17 protein-coding genes and 2 tRNA genes are annotated in these 18,546 nt (G+C 64.0%); 6 read left to right on the forward strand and 13 right to left on the reverse strand.

Annotated elements, in window-relative coordinates:
- The first annotated feature begins 109 nt into the window (after positions 1–109).
- Positions 110–994 (forward strand): LysR family transcriptional regulator, encoded by an 885-nt coding sequence (locus ACE3OO_RS01620; RefSeq protein ID WP_374299054.1) that lies wholly within the window; start codon positions 110–112, stop codon positions 992–994.
- Positions 995–1,042: 48 nt separating this feature from the next.
- Here the strand turns inward: ACE3OO_RS01620 and ACE3OO_RS01625 are convergent.
- The 3 genes from ACE3OO_RS01625 to lon form a co-directional block, all read right to left on the reverse strand.
- Positions 1,043–1,117 (reverse strand) — tRNA-Val (locus ACE3OO_RS01625).
- Positions 1,118–1,222: 105 nt separating this feature from the next.
- A complete protein-coding gene (locus ACE3OO_RS01630) occupies positions 1,223–1,495 on the reverse strand; it encodes an HU family DNA-binding protein (RefSeq protein WP_300302560.1) in 273 nt (90 codons plus the stop codon).
- Positions 1,496–1,522: 27 nt separating this feature from the next.
- Complete coding sequence (lon, locus tag ACE3OO_RS01635; RefSeq protein WP_374299057.1) at positions 1,523–3,937, reverse strand: endopeptidase La; 2,415 nt, start codon at positions 3,935–3,937, stop codon at positions 1,523–1,525.
- Between the two features lie 130 nt (positions 3,938–4,067).
- On the opposite strand from lon, the gene ACE3OO_RS01640 reads away from it, so the two are divergent.
- Positions 4,068–4,400, forward strand: coding sequence for an antibiotic biosynthesis monooxygenase (locus ACE3OO_RS01640; RefSeq protein ID WP_374299058.1), 333 nt, complete (start codon positions 4,068–4,070; stop codon positions 4,398–4,400).
- A gap of 39 nt (positions 4,401–4,439) precedes the next feature.
- Here the strand turns inward: ACE3OO_RS01640 and clpX are convergent, their stop codons facing one another.
- Positions 4,440–5,702 carry an ATP-dependent Clp protease ATP-binding subunit ClpX gene (gene clpX, locus ACE3OO_RS01645; protein WP_374299060.1) on the reverse strand — a complete coding sequence of 421 codons (1,263 nt, stop codon included), beginning with the start codon at positions 5,700–5,702 and terminating at the stop codon, positions 4,440–4,442.
- A gap of 276 nt (positions 5,703–5,978) precedes the next feature.
- Positions 5,979–6,602: an ATP-dependent Clp endopeptidase proteolytic subunit ClpP gene (gene clpP, locus ACE3OO_RS01650; protein ID WP_374304646.1), complete on the reverse strand. Its 624-nt coding sequence runs from the start codon at positions 6,600–6,602 to the stop codon at positions 5,979–5,981.
- A 139-nt stretch (positions 6,603–6,741) separates the two neighbouring features.
- Between clpP and ACE3OO_RS01655 the strand changes: the two genes are divergently transcribed.
- On the forward strand, positions 6,742–7,302 hold the full coding sequence (locus ACE3OO_RS01655; protein ID WP_374299062.1) for a putative glycolipid-binding domain-containing protein: 561 nt from the start codon (positions 6,742–6,744) through the stop codon (positions 7,300–7,302).
- A 71-nt stretch (positions 7,303–7,373) separates the two neighbouring features.
- On the opposite strand, the gene tig is transcribed toward ACE3OO_RS01655, so the two are convergent.
- The 3 genes from tig to ACE3OO_RS01670 form a co-directional block, all read right to left on the reverse strand.
- Positions 7,374–8,696 (reverse strand): trigger factor, encoded by a 1,323-nt coding sequence (gene tig / locus ACE3OO_RS01660; protein WP_374299064.1) that lies wholly within the window; start codon positions 8,694–8,696, stop codon positions 7,374–7,376.
- Between the two features lie 101 nt (positions 8,697–8,797).
- Positions 8,798–8,882 (reverse strand) — tRNA-Leu (locus ACE3OO_RS01665).
- A gap of 100 nt (positions 8,883–8,982) precedes the next feature.
- Positions 8,983–9,687 (reverse strand): glycosyltransferase, encoded by a 705-nt coding sequence (locus ACE3OO_RS01670; RefSeq protein ID WP_374299066.1) that lies wholly within the window; start codon positions 9,685–9,687, stop codon positions 8,983–8,985.
- A 202-nt stretch (positions 9,688–9,889) separates the two neighbouring features.
- On the opposite strand from ACE3OO_RS01670, the gene ACE3OO_RS01675 reads away from it, so the two are divergent.
- A complete protein-coding gene (locus ACE3OO_RS01675; protein ID WP_374299068.1) occupies positions 9,890–10,156 on the forward strand; it encodes a helix-turn-helix domain-containing protein in 267 nt (88 codons plus the stop codon).
- Positions 10,157–10,159: 3 nt separating this feature from the next.
- On the forward strand, positions 10,160–11,896 hold the full coding sequence (locus tag ACE3OO_RS01680) for a SulP family inorganic anion transporter (RefSeq protein ID WP_374299070.1): 1,737 nt from the start codon (positions 10,160–10,162) through the stop codon (positions 11,894–11,896).
- Here ACE3OO_RS01680 and ACE3OO_RS01685 read toward each other — a convergent pair.
- The 4 genes from ACE3OO_RS01685 to ACE3OO_RS01700 are packed head-to-tail and all read right to left on the reverse strand — an operon-like array spanning position 11,856 to position 16,900.
- Complete coding sequence (locus ACE3OO_RS01685) at positions 11,856–13,325, reverse strand: NAD(P)H-hydrate dehydratase (RefSeq protein ID WP_374299071.1); 1,470 nt, start codon at positions 13,323–13,325, stop codon at positions 11,856–11,858. The genes ACE3OO_RS01680 and ACE3OO_RS01685 overlap by 41 nt on opposite strands.
- Complete coding sequence (locus ACE3OO_RS01690; RefSeq protein ID WP_374299073.1) at positions 13,325–14,725, reverse strand: amidase; 1,401 nt, start codon at positions 14,723–14,725, stop codon at positions 13,325–13,327. Before ACE3OO_RS01690 ends, ACE3OO_RS01685 begins: the two co-directional genes overlap by 1 nt.
- 15 nt (positions 14,726–14,740) lie before the next feature.
- Entirely contained in the window at positions 14,741–16,126 is a 1,386-nt protein-coding gene (locus ACE3OO_RS01695) for a cytochrome P450 (protein WP_374299075.1), read from the reverse strand.
- A 9-nt stretch (positions 16,127–16,135) separates the two neighbouring features.
- Complete coding sequence (locus ACE3OO_RS01700) at positions 16,136–16,900, reverse strand: SDR family oxidoreductase (RefSeq protein ID WP_374299077.1); 765 nt, start codon at positions 16,898–16,900, stop codon at positions 16,136–16,138.
- Between the two features lie 97 nt (positions 16,901–16,997).
- Between ACE3OO_RS01700 and ACE3OO_RS01705 the strand changes: the two genes are divergently transcribed.
- Positions 16,998–18,059 carry an alcohol dehydrogenase gene (locus ACE3OO_RS01705; protein WP_374299079.1) on the forward strand — a complete coding sequence of 354 codons (1,062 nt, stop codon included), beginning with the start codon at positions 16,998–17,000 and terminating at the stop codon, positions 18,057–18,059.
- On the opposite strand, the gene ACE3OO_RS01710 is transcribed toward ACE3OO_RS01705, so the two are convergent.
- A complete protein-coding gene (locus ACE3OO_RS01710; RefSeq protein WP_374299081.1) occupies positions 18,056–18,523 on the reverse strand; it encodes a bleomycin resistance protein in 468 nt (155 codons plus the stop codon). The genes ACE3OO_RS01705 and ACE3OO_RS01710 overlap by 4 nt on opposite strands.
- Positions 18,524–18,546: the final 23 nt, after the last annotated feature.

Genomic DNA, 18,546 nt, shown 5'->3' on the forward strand with positions numbered 1-18,546 from the left:
CCAATCCCCCAAAGAGTGTCGTTCGGACACGACACCGTTCCGCCGGATTGTCATACCGCCTTAATCATCATACAAATGAATTATATTGCTACTTTCATAAGGTATTCTTATGAACATAACGCTGAAGCAGCTCCGCGCCTTCTGCGACGTGGCCCAGACCAGCAGTTTCACCCTGGCTGGCCGCCGCATGAACCTGACCCAGTCGGCCGTCAGCATGCTGGTGCGACAGCTGGAGGACGATATCGGCCTGGCGTTGTTCGACCGGGTGAAACGCAAGGTGCAGCTGACCGAAACGGGGCGACAGCTGCTGCCGATTGCCGAACGCATTCTCGGCGACCTGCGCGAGGTGATCGATGGCGCCGCCGATCTGCGAGCCCTGCGCCGCGGCATCCTGCGCCTGGCCGTGCCCCAGATGCTCGCCTGCTCGTGGCTGCCGCCGGTACTGGCGCGCTACCGCGTCCTCTATCCCGATGTGGCGCTGAAGATGATCGACACGACGGCGGATCGCGTGATCGAAACCGTGCGTCAGGGCGAGGCGGAAATCGGCATCGGGCCGGAACGGCCAACGCCCGAGGATGTGCAGGCCGACCTGCTATGGCAGGAGAAGATGCAATGCGCCTGCGCCGCCGGCAGCCCGCTGGCCCAACGCGGCCGGATCGACTGGGCGGATGTCGCCGACGCCGAATGGATCCTGTATTCCGATGCCTTCAGCGGCCATCTCGAACGCACGGTCTGGTCGGGCATGTCGGTGCAGCTCCGCCGCACGACGCAGGTACGCTATCTTCCAACCGCGCTGGCGCTGGTTGGACAAGGAATGGGCGTGACGGCGGCGCCGGCCTATGCCGAGCCATTCGGCCGGCTGTTTGGCGCCGTCTTCATCGACATCGCCAATCCCGTCGTGGAGCGCCGCTTTTTGTTTTACACCAAGAAAGGCTACGAGCTTTCACCGGCCGCGCAGGCCTTCCGGCTGCTCGCCGGCCAGAAAAATCCGTGACCGCAAACCGATCCGCCGCGTCGTAGGAAAGCAGGATACCGGAGAAAATGGTGGGCGGTGAGAGGGTCGAACTCCCGACATCCTCGGTGTAAACGAGGCGCTCTACCACTGAGCTAACCGCCCGCCGGGTCGGCCAAAACGGCCGAAGACGGGGCTCTATAGCAGATCGGGCCCGGTATCGCTACCGGGCCCGTTGCATTTCGATGGGCCGATCCCGGCCAGCCGGCGTCAGCCGACGGCTTCCTTCAGCGTCTTGCCGGCGCGGAATTTCGGCTGCCGCGTGGGCGGCAGATCGATGCGCTCGCCCGTGCGCGGGTTGCGGCCCGGACTGGCCGCTCGGGTGCCGACAAAGAAGCTGCCGAAGCCGACAATCCGAACCTCCTCGCCGCGCCGCATGGCCTCGGTGATGAGTTCGAACACCGCCTCGACGGCGCGTTCGGCCTGTTCCTTGCTGAGACCCGCGGTATCGCGCACCTGGGCCATCAGATCCTGTTTATTCACGCTGCCGTCCTCCGGAACACGATGCGGTCAGTGCTTGACCATGCCTTCGCGATCGCCCTCCGCTTCGGGTTCGACCACAGCCGGCTTGTTGAGATCGTCAACGTCATTCCACTCGATTGGTTTCAACTCGGCGATCAGCGCATGCTTCAGCACCTCTTCGCAGGTGGAAACCGGCACGATCTCGAGGCCCTTTTTGACATTGTCCGGGATCTCGACCAGATCCTTCTCGTTGTCCTTGGGAATCAGCACCTTTTTGATGCCGCCGCGATGCGCGGCCAGCAGCTTCTCCTTCAGGCCACCGATCGGCAGCACGCGACCGCGCAGGGTGACCTCGCCGGTCATCGCCACGTCCTTGCGAACCGGGATGCCGGTCAGCACCGAAACGATGGAGGTGACCATCGCCACGCCGGCCGAAGGACCGTCCTTGGGCGTGGCGCCTTCGGGCACGTGGATATGGATATCGCGCTTGTCGAAGATCGGCGGTTTCACGCCGAAGGCGACTGCACGCGAACGCACGTAGGACCGCGCCGCCTGCACCGATTCCTGCATCACTTCGCCCAGCTTGCCGGTGATGGTCATGCGGCCCTTGCCGGGCAGCATCACAGCTTCGATGGACAGCAACTCGCCGCCCACTTCGGTCCAGGCCAGGCCAGTCGTGGTGCCGACAAGGTCTTCCAGCTCGGCCTCGCCATAGTGGAAACGCCGCACGCCGGCATACTTGTCGAGGTTCTTGGGCGTGACCTTGATCGACTTCACGCCCTTGGACAGGATTTCCTTCACCGCCTTGCGGGTCAGGTTGGCCAGCTCTCGCTCCAGCGAACGCACACCGGCCTCACGGGTGTAATAACGGACCAGATCGCGCAACGCGTCGTCGGTGATCGACCACTCGCCCTTCTTCAGGCCGGCCGCCTTTATCTGCTTGTCCAGCAGGTGACGTTTGCAGATCTCGATCTTCTCGTCCTCGGTGTAGCCGGGGATGCGGATGATCTCCATGCGGTCAAGCAGCGGCTGCGGCATGCGCAGGCTGTTGGCCGTGCAGATGAACATCACGTCAGAGAGATCGTAATCGACTTCAAGGTAATGGTCGCTGAAGGTGCTGTTCTGCTCGGGGTCGAGCACTTCCAGCAGCGCCGAAGACGGATCGCCGCGGAAGTCCTGGCCCATCTTGTCGATCTCGTCGAGCAGGAAGAGCGGATTGTTGGTCTTCGCCTTCTTCATCGACTGCACGACCTTGCCGGGCATCGAGCCGATATAGGTGCGGCGATGGCCACGGATCTCGGCTTCGTCGCGCACGCCGCCCAGCGACACACGCACGAAGTTGCGGCCGGTGGAGCGCGCGATCGACTTGCCGAGCGAGGTCTTGCCGACGCCAGGCGGGCCGACCAGGCAGAGGATCGGGCCTTTCAGCTTGCCCGAGCGTTGCTGCACGGCGAGGTATTCAAGGATGCGCTCCTTGACCTTCTCCAGACCATAATGGTCGTCGTTCAGCACCTTCTCGGCGTTCTTGATGTCTTTCTTGACCTTGCTGCGCTTGCCCCACGGGATCGACAGCATCCAGTCGAGATAATTGCGGATGACGGTGGCCTCGGCCGACATCGGGCTCATCGAGCGCAGCTTCTTGACCTCGGCCAGGGCCTTTTCGCGGGCTTCCTTGCTCAGGCGGGTCTTCTTGATGCGCAGCTCGATCTCGGCCACTTCGTCGCGGCCGTCCTCGCCCTCGCCCAGTTCCTTCTGGATCGCCTTGAGCTGTTCGTTCAGGTAATACTCGCGCTGGGTCTTCTCCATCTGGCGCTTCACGCGCGAGCGGATCTTCTTCTCCACCTGCAGCACGCCGATCTCGCCTTCCATCATGGCGTAAACGCGCTCAAGGCGTTCGACCACGTTGGAGATCTCCAGCAGCTCCTGCTTGTCGCTGATCTTGATGGTGAGATGCGAGGCGACGGTATCGGCCAGTTTGGAGGCATCGTCGATCTGGTTCAGCGACACCAGCACTTCGGGCGGAATCTTCCGGTTCAGCTTCACATACTGCTCGAACTGGTTGATCACCGAACGCGACAGCGCCTCGGTCTCGCGGCCTTCACCGGAATCGTCGGTGATCACCTCGGCCTGGACCTGGAAGAAATCCGGGTTCTCGTTGAACTTGACGATCTTGGCGCGCTGGCTGCCTTCGACCAGCACCTTCACGGTGCCGTCGGGCAGGCGCAGCAATTGCAGCACCGAAGCGATGGTGCCGACGCTGTGAATGTCTTCGGGATTGGGATTATCCTGACCGGCATTCTTCTGGGCGACCAGCAGGATCTGCTTGTCGTCCTTCATGACATCCTCGAGCGCCCGCACCGACTTTTCGCGGCCGACGAAGAGCGGCACGATCATATGCGGGAATACGACGATGTCCCGCAACGGCAGGACCGGAAATACTTGGGCGCGAGGCGATGTAAACATGCGGCTTTCATCCTGAGGGGCGACGCCGGACAGCCCGGTTTTGGGCATCCCTTTGCCGCCTGACAGAGGTTAACATGGGAATTCCCACAAGGTCCGTCAAGGCACGGTGGCAACACACAGGAACACCAGAATGACACATCCCGAGTCGCATGCCACCAACATCATGGAGGGGGGCATTCTGGAGGTCGCCATGCTCGATGTCCGACAAGGCCAGGAAAAGGCTTTTGAAACAGCGCTGCAGCAGGCCCTGCCCCTGATCAGACGCCAACCCGGCTGCCGCCGGGCAGAGTTGCGGCCCTGCCTGGAAAATCCCGGGCGATACCTGCTGCTGGTGTATTGGGCGACATTGGCCGACCACGAACAGGGGTTTCGCGGCTCGGAGGATTACCGCCGCTGGCGTGCCCTATTGCACGGATTCTATGAGCCTTTTCCGACCGTAAAGCATTACGGGCCGCCCCTGTGAGGGGCGGCCCGCATAACGGCGAAACCAGGTGACGCGCGATCAGGCGCTGACGTCTTCCTGCTTGCGATCGGCATAAATCAGCAGCGGCTTGGCCCGGCCTTCCACCACGTCGGGGGAGATCACCACCTCCTCGACGCCGTTCATGTTCGGCAGGTCGAACATCGGGTCGAGCAGGATGGCCTCCAGGATCGAACGCAGGCCGCGCGCACCGGTCTTGCGGGCGATGGCCTTGCGGGCGACGGCGGCCACCGCCTCGTCCGAGAAGGTCAGCTTGACGTCTTCCATCTCGAACAGGCGCTGATACTGCTTGATCAGGGCGTTCTTCGGCTTGCTGAGGATATCCACCAGCGCCGCCTCGTCCAGGTCGTGCAGCGTGGCGATGACCGGCAGGCGGCCGATGAATTCCGGGATCAGGCCGAACTTGAGCAGATCATCGGGCTCGACTTCCGCCAGGATCTCGCCCGAGCGGCGCTCGTCCGGACCGCGCACTTCGGCGCCGAAACCGATCGAGGTGCCCTTGCCGCGGCCGGCGATGATCTTCTCCAGGCCGGCGAAGGCACCACCGCAGATGAAAAGGATGTTGGTGGTGTCCACCTGCAGGAATTCCTGCTGGGGATGCTTGCGGCCGCCCTGCGGGGGAACCGATGCAACGGTGCCTTCCATGATCTTCAGCAGGGCCTGCTGCACGCCCTCGCCCGATACATCGCGGGTGATCGACGGGTTATCGGACTTGCGGCTGATCTTGTCGACCTCGTCGATATAAACGATGCCGCGCTGCGCCCGCTCAACATTGTAGTCGGCCGACTGCAGCAGCTTGAGGATGATGTTCTCGACATCCTCGCCCACATAGCCGGCCTCGGTCAGCGTGGTGGCATCCGCCATGGTGAACGGCACTTCGAGGATGCGGGCCAGCGTCTGGGCCAGCAGCGTCTTGCCGCAGCCGGTAGGGCCGATCAGCAGGATGTTCGACTTGGCCAGTTCCACATCGTTGTTCTTGCCACTGTGGCCGATGCGCTTGTAGTGGTTGTGAACGGCGACCGAGAGTACCTTCTTGGCGTGGTTCTGGCCGATCACGTAATCATCCAGCACCCGGCAGATTTCCTGCGGGGACGGCACGCCGTCGCGGGTCTTCACCAGAGCCGACTTATGCTCTTCACGGATGATATCCATGCAGAGCTCCACGCACTCGTCGCAGATGAACACCGTCGGACCGGCGATCAGCTTGCGCACCTCGTGCTGGCTCTTGCCGCAGAACGAGCAGTACAGAGTGTTTTTGGAGTCACCGCCGCTCAATTTGGTCATACCTGCTCCACTGAGCGGGCCGGCGCCGGGCGACGCAGGCCCTATTCCATCGAATCGTCATCATAAGGAACCGAAGCCTTGGGCACAACGGACATGGGGCCCGGAGGGGGGCTTCGGCGGGCGGCGCACCGTCACATTATCGGTATTTAACGCGCTCCGGCGGCCCGGCAAGAACCTGGCAGGAACCCGCCCTGGCTGGCTGGCCTCCCCCAACCGCACCACGACCGGAGGTTGGTGGCGGACGGAAGGGGCCGGGAGGACCGAGGCGGCCGGCCGTCAGGACTTCTTGGTCGCCGTTTCGGGGCGGCGGTCGACCACCTCGTCGACCAGACCGAATTCCTTGGCCTCGGCCGGGGTCATGAAACGGTCGCGCTCCATGGCCTCTTCGATCACGGCGATATCCTTGCCGGTATGGCGGGCATAGATGCCGTTCAGGCGCGCCCGCATGTCCAGGATTTCCCTGGCATGGATCTCGATATCGGCGGCCTGGCCCTGGAAGCCGCCGGAGGGCTGATGGATCATCACCCGGGCGTTGGGCAGGGCGTAACGCATGCCCTTCTCTCCCGCGGCCAGCAGCAGCGACCCCATCGAGGCCGCCTGGCCGATGCACAGGGTGGCGATCTTGGGCCGGATATACTGCATGGTGTCGTAGATCGCCATGCCGGAGGTGACCAGCCCCCCCGGGCTGTTGATATAGAACGAGATTTCCTTGTTCGGGTTCTCGGCTTCCAGGAACAGCAGCTGGGCGGTGACCAGGGCGGCGACGGCGTCGTTGACCGGGCCGACCAGAAAGATGATCCGCTCCTTCAGCAGCCGGGAGTAGATGTCATAGGCGCGCTCGCCCCGATTGGTCTGCTCGACCACCATCGGAACCAGCATGTTCATGTAAGTATCGACCATCTTTTCCATGACGCGCCCTGAAATACGAGGAATGTTGCTGCCATAATGTGGCGCAGACCCCCGCCACCTTCAATGGCCGGAGCCCCAGAACCTGCGCACCTGCCGTCAGGGCCCGATTCCCCCGAACACGGAGATTGCCATGGAAGCCGTCTCACCCAAGCTCGCCTTCTGGGAATGCCTGTATACACCGGGTCATGATGCGGCCTGCCTGACCCGCCAAGGCGCGGATGGCTGGCTATTGCACGGCACGACCGTCTTTCGCCACCCGGCCGGACCGGCACGCCTGGACTATGCCGTGGAAATCGATGCCGCATGGCAGAGCCGGCGCGGCGTCATCCGGGGTTATCTGGCCGGGCACCGGGTGGAGCATCTGATCGAGCGGCATCATGACGGCTGGTATCTGGATGGCCGACCGCAGGGGCTGTCCACCCTGGTCGATCTGGATTTCGGTTTCACGCCAGCCACGAATCTGCAGCAGCTGCGTCGCGCCGCGTTACAGCCCGGCCAGGCCATCGGCATGGCGGTGGCCTGGTTCGACCTGCAGGCTGCCGGCCTGACCGCGTTGCCGCAGCATTACGAATGCCTCGATGCCACCCGCTATCATTACACCTCGCCAGACACGCCTTACGAAGCCGTGCTGGAACTGGCCCCGAACGGTTTCGCGCGCATGTATCCCGGTCTCTGGCGGATGGTGGAGTAAGGCAAAAAAAGAAAAGCGCCGGGCGGCAAGCCCGGCGCTCTCCATGCATTGTGTCTTGAAGCAACGGCGGGTCAGGCGACCTGCTCGGCTTCCTTCTGCAGCTCTTCCTTCGAGACCGGCTTGTCGGTCACGGTAGCCATCTCGATGATGAAATCGACCACCTTGTCCTCAAAGATCGGCGCGCGCAGGCTCTGTGCGGCTTCCGGGTTCTTCTGGAAATATTCCATCACCTGGCGTTCCTGGCCGGGGAAGCGGCGGGCCTGCTCGATCATCGCGCGGGTGATCTCGTCGGGCTTGACCTCGATGTTGTTGACGCGGCCGACTTCCGACAGCAGCAGGCCGAGGCGGATGCGGCGCTCGGCGATCTTGCGGTATTCGGCCTTCAGCTCGTCTTCCGTCTTCTTCTCTTCCGCCAGCTCGGCCTCGAAGCGGGCCTTGTCGGCCGTCACTTCACTCCAGATCTGGTTGAATTCCAGATCCACCATGCCCTGCGGCACCTCGAAGGTGTGCTGTTCGGAAAGCTGGTCCAGCAGGCCACGCTTCAGCTTCATGCGCGACAGGCTCTTATATTCCTGGCCCAGGTCGCGCTTGATGTTGTCCTTCAGCTCCTGCAGCGAGGCAAGGCCAAAACGCTTGGCGAATTCGTCGTCCAGCGTCACCGCCTGGCCGCCGCGCACTTCCTTCACCGTGCAGGCGAATTCCGCCGGCTTGCCCGCCAGCTCGGCATTGCCGTAAGCCTCGGGGAAGGTCACGGTCACGGTCTTCTGGTCGCCGGCCTTCAGGCCGGTCAGTTGATCTTCGAAACCGGGAATGAAGGTGTTGGAGCCCAGCACCAGCGGATAATCGTTGGCGGCGCCGCCCTCGAACTTCTCGCCGTTCACGCTGCCGACGAAATCGATCACGACCTGATCGCCCTTCTCGGCGGCACGCTCGACCTTCTCGTAGGTCTTCTGCTGTTCCGACAGGCGGGTCAGGAATTCGTCAACCTCGGCATCGGCCGGCTCGACCACCAGGCGCTCCAGCTTGATCACCTTGAAGTCGCCGGTTTCGATCTCGGGCAGCACCTCGATGGCGATGGTGCATTCGAAATCCTTGCCCTCTTCGAAATTCTGGATGTCGACCTTGGGCTGCAGGGCCGGACGCAGCTTGTTTTCGTCCAGGGTCTTCTGCAGGGCGGAATTCACGCTCTCTTCCATCGCCTCGCCCAGCAGGGCGCGGCCATACTGCTTCTTGATGAGGGCGGCCGGCGCCTTGCCCGGGCGGAAGCCCGGCATGTTGACCTGGCCGCGGATGGTCTCCAGCTTCTGGTTGACCGTGCTTTCCAGCGCGGCAGCGTTGATTACCACCTTGTATTCGCGCTTCAGGCCCGAGGCGCTGATTTCCGTGATCTGCATGACCGAAATACCTGTCTCTCGCTAAATTCCGTTGCGCCGCCCGCCCGTCTCGCGGATTTGGCGTCTCGCGGTCTGGCCGGCGGCGGGGGCGCTAGGGGGCTTGGTGCGGGCGGAGGGACTTGAACCCACACGCCTTGCGGCACAGGAACCTAAATCCTGCGTGTCTACCAGTTCCACCACGCCCGCTTCCCGCACCGGCGGCCGGCGCGAAGGCGCAGTCTATAGCATGTGAAAACCGGCGATGCGAGGCTTTTGGGCGGTTTTCCCGCACCCCGCAGTCAGCCCCTTAACTTGCTGCTTTGGCTGGCTTTTTTGCCCCTGCCTGATCGCAGTGGTTCATCAGCGCGCGCTCGTCCAGCCATTCCTTGGCATAGGAGCAATCACGGAAATCGTCATAGTAGGGTCCACCAATCGTATAGTGCACGATGGAGACGTCCTTTTCGAAGGGGTCGTAATCGGCCAGATGATTCCAGCGATGCGGGATTTCGCCGATCAGGTCGTCGTTTCCCAGCCATTTGAACTGGTGCAGTTCCAGGCCGGTGGCGGAATTGACGTAATCGGGCGTCAGCGCGGTGCATTTGGCGCAGTTGAACAGCATGACGCTGGACCAGTTCTTTTTCTCGTACTTGGTCTGCGCCTTGCCGAGGAATTTCACGTCTTCCTTGGGCACGTGATGGTGCTTGACCACCTGCACGGCATAGCGGTCATCGCGCAGCTCCCAGAGCTTGGCGATGTCATCCAGCACCAGCATGTCGTCGTCCATGAAGATCGCCCAGTCCTGGAAACCGGCCAGGTAAGGCGTCAGGAAGCGCGAGAAGGAGAAGTCGGTCGACTGCAGCTCATGGCGCGGCCGGGTGTAGATGCCTTCCAGCTGGTTGAGCGCCAGATGGGTGATCGCCACCGGCTTGGAGGCGCGGCGGTTGATGCTGAGGGCTGCGACGCTGGAAACCACGGGGGCCGCGCGGCTGTAACCGATGAAGACACGGATCATCTGGATTCTCTCGATTGCCTGAACATGCACTACAGCACCTTCTCCTACCGGAGCGTTAAGGGATCGGCGTTGATCCCGCGCAAAGCTGGGGCATATATCCAGGTGTGATTTATTTTATATCAATATTGATATAATTTACATTATATTGACTATTTATTATAGCTTTATCATTATATCAAGTATCCAAAAGGACATCTGAAACATGATCACCGGCGCACAGATGCGGGCCGCCCGCGCCCTGATTGGTATCGACCAGCGCAAGCTGGCCGAATTATGCGGCCTGTCCCTGCCCACCATCCAGCGCATGGAAGCCAGCGATGGCGTTGTGCGCGGGAATGTCGATTCCCTGATGAAACTGGTCACGGCCTTGGAAGCCGCCGGCATCGAGTTGATCGGCGACAATGTGCCCAGCACAACCGGCGGGCGCGGCGTGCGCCTGCGTCCTGTCCCCAGCACAGCAACGGGGTGACCCATGACCAGCCCGGAAAAACCCTCCACTACCCTGCACCAGCCCAGTTTCGCCGAATTGTTCACGCCAAAGCTGGTGACCATTCTGCGCGAAGGCTATCGGCTGGGCGACCTGCGCGCCGACGCGGTGGCTGGACTGACGGTCGCCATTGTCGCCATTCCGCTTTCGATGGCGATTGCCATCGCCTCGGGCGTCACCCCCGACCGCGGCCTTTATACCGCGATCATCGGCGGCTTCCTGATTTCAGCCCTGGGCGGCAGCCGTTTCCAGATCGGCGGACCGGCCGGCGCCTTCATCGTGCTGGTGGCCGCCACGGTGGAACGCCATGGCGTGGATGGCCTGGTGCTCGCCACCATGATGTCAGGCGCCATGCTGCTGGTCGGCGGTTTCCTGCGGCTGGGGACCTACGTCAAATTCATTCCCTATCCGGTGACGGTGGGCTTCACCGCCGGTATCGCCGTGATCATCTTCGCCAGCCAGATCCGCGACCTGCTGGGCCTGACCTTCGCCGGCAAGGAACCGGGCGAATTGCTGCCAAAACTGGCTGCCATCGGTGATGCACTGCCCACCTTCACGCCGGCAGCTTTTGCCCTTGCGCTGCTGACCATCGGCGTGATCGCGGGATTGAAGCGCCTGCGGCCGCACTGGCCCGGCATGCTGATCGCCGTCAGCCTCGCGGCCGCGATCACCGGCATCTTCGGCCTGCCCGTTGAAACCATCGGCAGCAAGTTCGGCGGCATTCCGCGCAGCCTGCCCCTGCCCTCCCTGCCCGTCTTCTCGTTCGATCTCGCCAAGGCCGTGTTGCCCGATGCCATCGCCTTCGCATTGCTCGGCGCCATCGAATCCCTGCTCTCGGCCATCGTCGCCGACGGCATGACCGGCCGGCGTCATCGCTCCAATTGCGAGCTTGTGGCCCAGGGCGCGGGCAATATCGGCTCGGCCCTGTTCGGCGGCATCTGCGTCACCGGCACGATCGCGCGCACCGCCACCAATGTACGCGCCGGCGCGCGCGGCCCGGTGGCCGGCATGCTGCACGCCCTGTTCGTGCTGCTGTTCATGCTGATCGCAGCACCGCTGGCAAGCTACATCCCGCTGGCCGCCCTGGCCGGCGTGCTGGCCGTGGTGGCCTGGAACATGGCCGAGAAACACGCCTTCATGACACTGCTGCGCTCGTCGTCGGGCGATGCGGCGGTGCTGCTGTCCACCTTCCTGCTCACCATCTTCCGCGACCTGACCGAAGGCATCCTGGTCGGCTTCGGGCTCGGCACGCTGCTGTTTCTCAATCGCATGGCGCAGGCCACCACGGTCGACAACCACGTGCCCTACGTGCCGCAGGACAAGGCGGATCACTACGACGGTGAACGCACGCGCTATGACGCGGCGCTGGCGACCGATCCCAACCTGCTGGTCTATCGCATTTCAGGCGCCTTCTTCTTCGGCGCGGCCTCCACCGTGGGCGCGGTGCTGGATCGCATCGCCGACCGGCCGAAAACCTTCATCCTCGACTTCTCGGCCGTGCCGTTCCTGGACTCGACGGCGGCCAACACCATCGAGGGCGTGGCGCGCAAGGCGCAGCGAAACGGCGTGACCCTGATCCTGACCGGCGTGCCCAAACATGTGCGCCACGTGCTGTGGGCCCATGGCGTGCATCCGCCACTGGTGCGCTACAAACGCTCGGTCGATGCGGCACTGGAAGAGATCAAGCACCCTGTCGGCGCAGCTGCGCCAGCGGAAGCCTGACAGCCAGGGGCAGATCGTCGGCGATCAGCCCCGCCCCCGCCACGTTTGCCGCCGCGCCGTGCAACCACACGGCGGCACAGGCGGCTTCGAAAACCGGCATCACCTGCGCCAGCAGTCCGGCGCAAAATCCCGCCAGCACATCGCCGGTGCCGGCCGTGGCCAGATCCGGCGGCGCGTTGGCGTTGATTGCCAATCGGCCATCGGGCGATGCGATCACCGTATCGGGCCCTTTCAGTACGATCACCGCGCGGCTGCGCTGGGCGGCCTTGCGCGCCCGCTCCGGCTTGGGCAGCACGGCAAGGTCGGGGAACAGGCGGACGAACTCGCCGTCATGCGGCGTCAGGATGCAGGGCCCGGCCACCGCCCGGAACAGGACCTTCGGGTTTTCGGCAAAGGCATTCAGGGCATCGGCATCCAGCACCGTGGCGCGGCGCGTGCCCAGCGCATCCAGCACCGCCTGCTTTGTCGCCGCACCGCCGCCATTGCCCGGCCCAAGCAGCAAGGCATTGCGCCGCGGATCGACAACGGCGTGCCGCCAGTCGGGAATGCCTTCGCAGGGCTGGCGCATCAGGGCATCGGGACCGCCACCCTGCATCAGAGCTTCGCGGGGCTGCGCCAACGTCACCAGTCCGGCACCGATGCGCAGGGCGGCATGGCCCGCCAACCGCGTCGCACCGGCCAGCGCACCGCCGCGCACCAGCACATGGCCATGCGCGTATTTATGACCATCCATATGCCGGCGCGGCAAAGCGGCCCGCCACAAAGCCGGATCGTTGCGCCACTGGCGCGGTTCGATGGCGATCAGCACGTCGTCGGGAATGCCGATATCGGCCACATGCAGATGCCCGCAGAGATGCCGTCCGGGCAGCAGCAGATGGCCGGGCTTGGGCCGGAAGAACGTGACCGTGCGCGTGGCGTGGATGGCCGCACCGCGCGGCTGGCCATCATCGCCATGCAGGCCACTGGGCAGATCAACGGCAACGATGGGTTTGCCGGATTCATTCGCCGCCCGCACCAGCGCCAGCGCCTCGCCACTCAACGGCTTGCTCAGGCCCGCGCCAAACAGCGCGTCGACGATCACGTCATGACCGGCGACCAGCGCCGGATCGGGCACAGCGATCAGTCCGGTCCACTGCTTCGCCATCGCTGCGGCATCGCCGCGCAGGGCCGACGCGTCGCCCAGCAGCATCACCGCCACGCTGCGCCCTGCCTGCGCCAGCAGCCGCGCGGCCACGAAACCATCGCCGCCATTGTTGCCCGGACCACAGAGCACCAGCACGCTGCCATGGGGATGGTGTCGCTGCACCATGCGCGCCACGGCCGCACCGGCCGCTTCCATGAGATGCAGCCCCGCGACGCCGCCGGCGATGGCGCGGCGGTCGGCCTCGGCCATTTCGGCGACGGTCAGCAGGACGGCATTGTCGCTCATCAGAATACCGGCCGCTTCTTGTGCCAATCGGTGGCTGCCTCATACGCTGCAGCGGCGCGCAGCACCAGATCGTCGCGATGCATCGGACCAACCAGTTGCAAACCGATGGGCAAACCGGATTTCGAGAACCCGCACGGCACCGAGATCGCTGGCTGCTGCGTCAGGTTGAAGGGATAGCTGAACGGCGTCCACGCGGTCCAGTAAGCATCGCCCATGGCTTCCGGTGCCAGCCGTCCGGCCTTGAAGGCCAGCACGGCCAGGCTGGGGGTCAGCAGCAGATCGTATATCGCATGAAACTGCTTCATCTGCACGCCGAGCCTGCCGCGTGCATTCGATGCTTCCAGATACTGTTTCATGGTGATCGCGGCACCGCCTTCATAGGTCTTGACGAGACCGGGATCGAGCAGGGCGAACTTCTCTTTCGGCAGGGTGAGCAGCGCGTTGTAGGCGCCGGCGAACCAGTGGGTGTGGAAAATATCCACCGGGTCGGCGAGACCGGGATCGACCTGCTCGACGATGGCGCCCAGTGCCGCCATCTGTTTGGCTGCCGCATCCACGGCGGCGGCAATTTCAGGGTCGACCTTCGCATAGCCCAGTGCCGGGCTGTAAGCGATCTTCAGGCCCTTCACGCCGCCAACCAGCGCCGCCGCGTAATCCACGTTGTCGTAAGGCAGCGAAAACCAGTCGCGCGCATCGGGTCTGGCCATCTCGCGCAGCATCAGCGCGGCATCGCGCACCGTGCGGGTCATCGGCCCCAGATGCGCCACCGTGCCAAACGGGCTGAGCGGCCAGGCGGGCACACGGCCGAAACTGGGTTTCAGGCCGACGATGCCGGCAAAACCGGCCGGGATGCGGATCGAGCCGCCGCCATCGGTGCCCACGGCGAGCGGGCCCAGATCGGCCGCCACCTGGGCCGAGGCACCGCCGGAAGATCCACCCGGCGTGGTGTCGAGATTCCAGGGATTGCGCGTGATGCCGGTGAGTGGCGAGTCGGTCACGCCTTTCCAGCCGAATTCCGGCGAGGTGGTCTTGCCGACGATCACGCAACCGGCCTCGCGCAGGCGCGCCGTCACCGGTGCATCTTCATTCCAGGGCTGGTTCGGATCGACCGTTTTTGAGCCGCGCAGGGTCGGCCAGCCTTTGGTGAGGATGATGTCCTTGATCGAGGTCGGTACGCCGTCGATGGGACTGAGGGGTTTGCCGGCTTTCCAGCGCGCTTCCGATGCCTGCGCGTCGCGCAGCGCGCTGTCGGGGTCGACCAGATTATAGGCATTGATCTTGGGATTGATCGCCGCGATCCGCGTCAGCAAAGCCCGCGTCGCCTCCACCGGCGAGAAGGAACCGGCGCGGTAACCATCAGCCAGTTCAGTGGCGGAGAGCAGGCACAGATCGTCACGCATCATGAAATCCTTGGTTCAACGCGGCAGGATGGTCATCGGCAGATCGGGCGATGGCCGCAGGGTGATTTTCGCCACCGGCGCCACCCTGGCACCCGGCGCCAGACGGGCACGCAATTTCTGCGCCAGCGTCGCCAGGATAATAACGGCCTCGATCATGGCAAAGCCCTGGCCGATGCAGATGCGTGGCCCGGCGCCGAAAGGCAGATAGGTATAACGCCGCCGTGCGGCGGTTTTCTCGGGGGCGAAATTCTCCGGATCGAAAACATCCGGATTCTGCCAATACAACCGGTGACGATGCATGATCCAGGGCGAAATGATGATCATGGTGCCGGCCGGAATCTCGATCCGCTCGAACCGGTCGTCGGCAATGGCCTGCCGCGCCGTGGTATGGGCAGGCGGATACAGCCGCATCGCCTCTTCCACCACCATGCGCGTATAGACCAGCTTGTCATAATCGGCATAGGTGGCCGGACGACCGCCCAGCACGGCATCCAGTTCGGCATGCAGCTTCGCTTCCGCTGCCGGGGCATGGGCCAGCAGATACCAGGTCCAGGCCAAGGCCGTGGCGGTGGTTTCATGGCCGGCGAGGAAGAAGGTCGCCATCTGGTCGCGCACTTCGTGGTCATCCAGCATGCTGCCGGTTTCATCGTCGCGCGCTGCCAGCAGCAGGCCGAGCAGGTCGCCGCCCATCTCGCCGCCTTGTGCCGCGCGGTCGCGCCGGCGCTGGATCAGGGTGTTGATGATGGCATCCATCTCGGCCAGGGCGCGCTGGCCTTCGGCTGCATCGGGTCGCGGCACCCAGCGCGGCAGGCCGAGCAGATCGGGGATATTGGGCCGCACCGTCACCTGATAGCGGTCCATCGCCGTGCCCACCGCCGAAACATCCGTGCTGGCATCGGCGCCGAACATGGTGCGGGCAATGATGTCGAGAGTCAGCAGCATCATCTGCTCGGCCATGTCGACACTGGCGCCGGCCGGCATTTGCACCAGCTTTGCCGCCAGTGCGGCGGCATATTCCGTCATGATCTCGGCGAAACCGGCCAGGCGGCGCGGCTGGAAGATCGGCGCCATCATGCGGCGCTGGCGTTTCCACAACGCGCCTTCACTGGTCAGCAGGCCCTTGCCCAGGCCGGGCTCCAGCATGCGCTTGCCGACCGGGTCGCGTTCGTAATTGGCGGCATTGTCGAGCATGACATGGCGGATCAGCTCCGGGTGATTGGCCATGATCATCGGCTTGAACAGCAGCCGGTAGATGATGATGTCGCGCTCGAACGTATCCTTCGTGTAGGTGCCGATGGCGTTCTCGCGCAGGGTGCGCACCAGTTGCAGCAACGGCAAGCGCGTCTCATGACGCGTCGGATAGGCCGGAACGAATCCCATGGTCTCGCTGGCGACAGACATGGCGGAGCCTCAGAAGGTGGTGGTCATGCCGCCATCGACGGCGAGCAGATGGCCGTTCACATAAGATGCCGCCGGCGAGGCCAGGAACAGCGCCGCGCCGGCCAGTTCCTCCACCTTGCCCCAGCGGCGCAATGGCGTGCGGTCGTTGACGAATTTCACGAATTCCGGCCGCGCCATCAGTTCCTTGTTGATCTCGGTCTCGAAATAACCCGGCGCGATGGCGTTGCAGGTGACGCCCGACGGCCCCAGTTCGGCGGCGAAGGATTTGGTCAGGCCCAGCAGGCCATGCTTGGCCGCCGTGTAAGCCGGAATGCTGGCGCGCCCCTTGATCGACAGTACCGAGCCGATATTGATGATGCGGCCATGGCCACGCTTGGCCATGCCCAAAGCCGCGACGCGCGACAGCGCGAAAATGGCGGTGAGGTCCACGTCCAGCACGGCGCGCCAGTCGTCCAGCGTGAAATCCTGCAGCGGCTTGCGGATATTGATGCCGGCATTGTTGACCAGGATATCCAGCCTGCCATGGGTCTTTTCGATGGCGGCGATGGCGGACTCGCCGGCCTGGATATCGGCCACGTCGAAAGCGGCGGTCTCCACCAATCCATGCTTGCGCACCACATCGGCGGCAGTGGACAGGGTTTCGGGATGGCGGCCGTTGATCACCACCAGCGCCCCGGCCTCGGCAAACAGTTTGGCGAATTCCAGGCCGAAGCCGCGCGAGGCGCCGGTGATCAGCGCCACCTGGCCGGTAAGGTCGAACAAACGCTGCAGCATATTCCACTCCCTGTATCGTTACGCCCGAGTTTAGCGGTTTGGCGGCTGGACTCCAGCCCGCCAGCCTTTCTACCATCGAGTGAACAGGAGGAAGCCCATGTCCATGCTGCGCTGCTATCAGGTGGCCGAATTCGGCAAGCCGCTTGCCCTTGCGGAAAAGCCCCTGCCCCAGCCTGCCGGCCGTCAGGTCCTGGTGAAGGTGGAGCGCTGCGGGGTCTGCCACAGCGACCTGCATATCTGGGACGGCTATTTCGACCTGGGTGGCGGCAAGAAGGTGGTGGCCGCCAATAATGGCACGCTGCTGCCGCTGACGCCGGGCCACGAGATCGTCGGCACGGTTGCCGCGGCCGGCCCCGAAGCCAGTCAGGCGAGACCCGGCCAGCGCCGGCTGATCTTCCCCTGGATCGGCTGCGGTATCTGCCCGCCCTGCCGCGATGGCAACGAGCATATCTGCGCCGGCGCCCAGCAGGCCATAGGCATCTTCACCGATGGCGGCTATGCCAGCCATGTGCTGGTGCCCGACGAAAAATACCTGCTCGATATCGGCAGCCTCGATCCCGCGCTGGCTGCCACCTATGCCTGTTCGGGCCTCACCGCCTATTCAGCTTTGAAGAAGATCGGCCGGCTGCGGCCCGATCACGACCTGCTGATCGTCGGCGCCGGCGGCGTCGGCCTGAATGCCGTGGCACTGGCAAAAGTGATGACCGGCGTGGCGCCGATCGTGGCCGATCTTGATCCCGCGAAACGCGCTGCCGCCATGCAGCTTGGCGCCAAGGCGGCCATCGATCCGCGCGAGGCCGATGCCGGCAAGGCCTTGTTCAAAAGCACCGGCGGCGTGATGGCGGCGTTGGATTTCGCCGGTTCGGATGCCAGCTTCGCCTTCGCCTATGCCGCCCTGCGCAAGGGCGGCCATCTGGTCACCGTTGGCCTGCTGGGTGGACAGGCAACGATTTCCATCGGCCTGCATGTGATGAAGGGCCTGCGCATCAGCGGCAGTTATGTCGGCAGCCTGCTCGAGTTGCAGGAACTGCTGCAACTGGCGCGGCAGACCGCCCTGCCCGCCCTGCCGATCACGGCCGCACCGCCGGACCAGGCGACTGCATCGCTGGAAAAGCTGAAGGCCGGCCAGGTGATCGGCCGTATCGTGCTGGAAGCCTAGACGACGGCCGCGCCGGGTGTCGCCAAGGGTCGCTCGCCGAGGCTTTCGGCCAGCATGATCAGATAGCCATCCGGGTCCTGCACGAAAAATTCGCGCTGGCCCGCCTCGACCGTTCCGACCCTGCGCCAGATGTCGCGTTGCGGAGTATGCAATGGCCAATGCGCCGCCTCCAGGGCCGCCAGGACTGGCGCAATGCCATCGAGATAAATCTGAAACATCACACCGCGACCGAAGGGTGGCTCCAAAGGGCCGGTTTCCCATTTGCCGCTGCGCTGGCACAGCATGAGCTGCGCACCGCTGATGTGTTCGAGATAGACAAAGCCCTGCTCCGGGCGCGCATAAGCGGCGCGAAAGCCCAACAGATCGCGCCAGAAGATCAGACTTGCGGTCAGGTCCTGCACCACCAATTCCGGCACAAGCCGCGCCCACCCGCTGCGCGGCGGGCCTTCTTTTCTGCTTGTCATGTGACACCTCCGGCCCAGCCTGC

Origin of the sequence: Ferrovibrio sp., assembly GCF_041906005.1 — a bacterium.
Taxonomy (GTDB): domain Bacteria; phylum Pseudomonadota; class Alphaproteobacteria; order Ferrovibrionales; family Ferrovibrionaceae; genus Ferrovibrio.

Coding starts and splice junctions, on each gene's coding strand:
- ACE3OO_RS01620 (WP_374299054.1), top strand. CDS start 110: ATGAACATAACGCTGAAGCAGCTCCGCGCCTTCTGCGACGTGGCCCAG.
- lon (WP_374299057.1), bottom strand. CDS start 3,937: ATGTTTACATCGCCTCGCGCCCAAGTATTTCCGGTCCTGCCGTTGCGG.
- ACE3OO_RS01640 (WP_374299058.1), top strand. CDS start 4,068: ATGACACATCCCGAGTCGCATGCCACCAACATCATGGAGGGGGGCATT.
- clpX (WP_374299060.1), bottom strand. CDS start 5,702: ATGACCAAATTGAGCGGCGGTGACTCCAAAAACACTCTGTACTGCTCG.
- clpP (WP_374304646.1), bottom strand. CDS start 6,602: ATGGTCGATACTTACATGAACATGCTGGTTCCGATGGTGGTCGAGCAG.
- ACE3OO_RS01655 (WP_374299062.1), top strand. CDS start 6,742: ATGGAAGCCGTCTCACCCAAGCTCGCCTTCTGGGAATGCCTGTATACA.
- tig (WP_374299064.1), bottom strand. CDS start 8,696: ATGCAGATCACGGAAATCAGCGCCTCGGGCCTGAAGCGCGAATACAAG.
- ACE3OO_RS01670 (WP_374299066.1), bottom strand. CDS start 9,687: ATGATCCGTGTCTTCATCGGTTACAGCCGCGCGGCCCCCGTGGTTTCC.
- ACE3OO_RS01675 (WP_374299068.1), top strand. CDS start 9,890: ATGATCACCGGCGCACAGATGCGGGCCGCCCGCGCCCTGATTGGTATC.
- ACE3OO_RS01680 (WP_374299070.1), top strand. CDS start 10,160: ATGACCAGCCCGGAAAAACCCTCCACTACCCTGCACCAGCCCAGTTTC.
- ACE3OO_RS01685 (WP_374299071.1), bottom strand. CDS start 13,325: ATGAGCGACAATGCCGTCCTGCTGACCGTCGCCGAAATGGCCGAGGCC.
- ACE3OO_RS01690 (WP_374299073.1), bottom strand. CDS start 14,725: ATGCGTGACGATCTGTGCCTGCTCTCCGCCACTGAACTGGCTGATGGT.
- ACE3OO_RS01695 (WP_374299075.1), bottom strand. CDS start 16,126: ATGTCTGTCGCCAGCGAGACCATGGGATTCGTTCCGGCCTATCCGACG.
- ACE3OO_RS01700 (WP_374299077.1), bottom strand. CDS start 16,900: ATGCTGCAGCGTTTGTTCGACCTTACCGGCCAGGTGGCGCTGATCACC.
- ACE3OO_RS01705 (WP_374299079.1), top strand. CDS start 16,998: ATGTCCATGCTGCGCTGCTATCAGGTGGCCGAATTCGGCAAGCCGCTT.
- ACE3OO_RS01710 (WP_374299081.1), bottom strand. CDS start 18,523: ATGACAAGCAGAAAAGAAGGCCCGCCGCGCAGCGGGTGGGCGCGGCTT.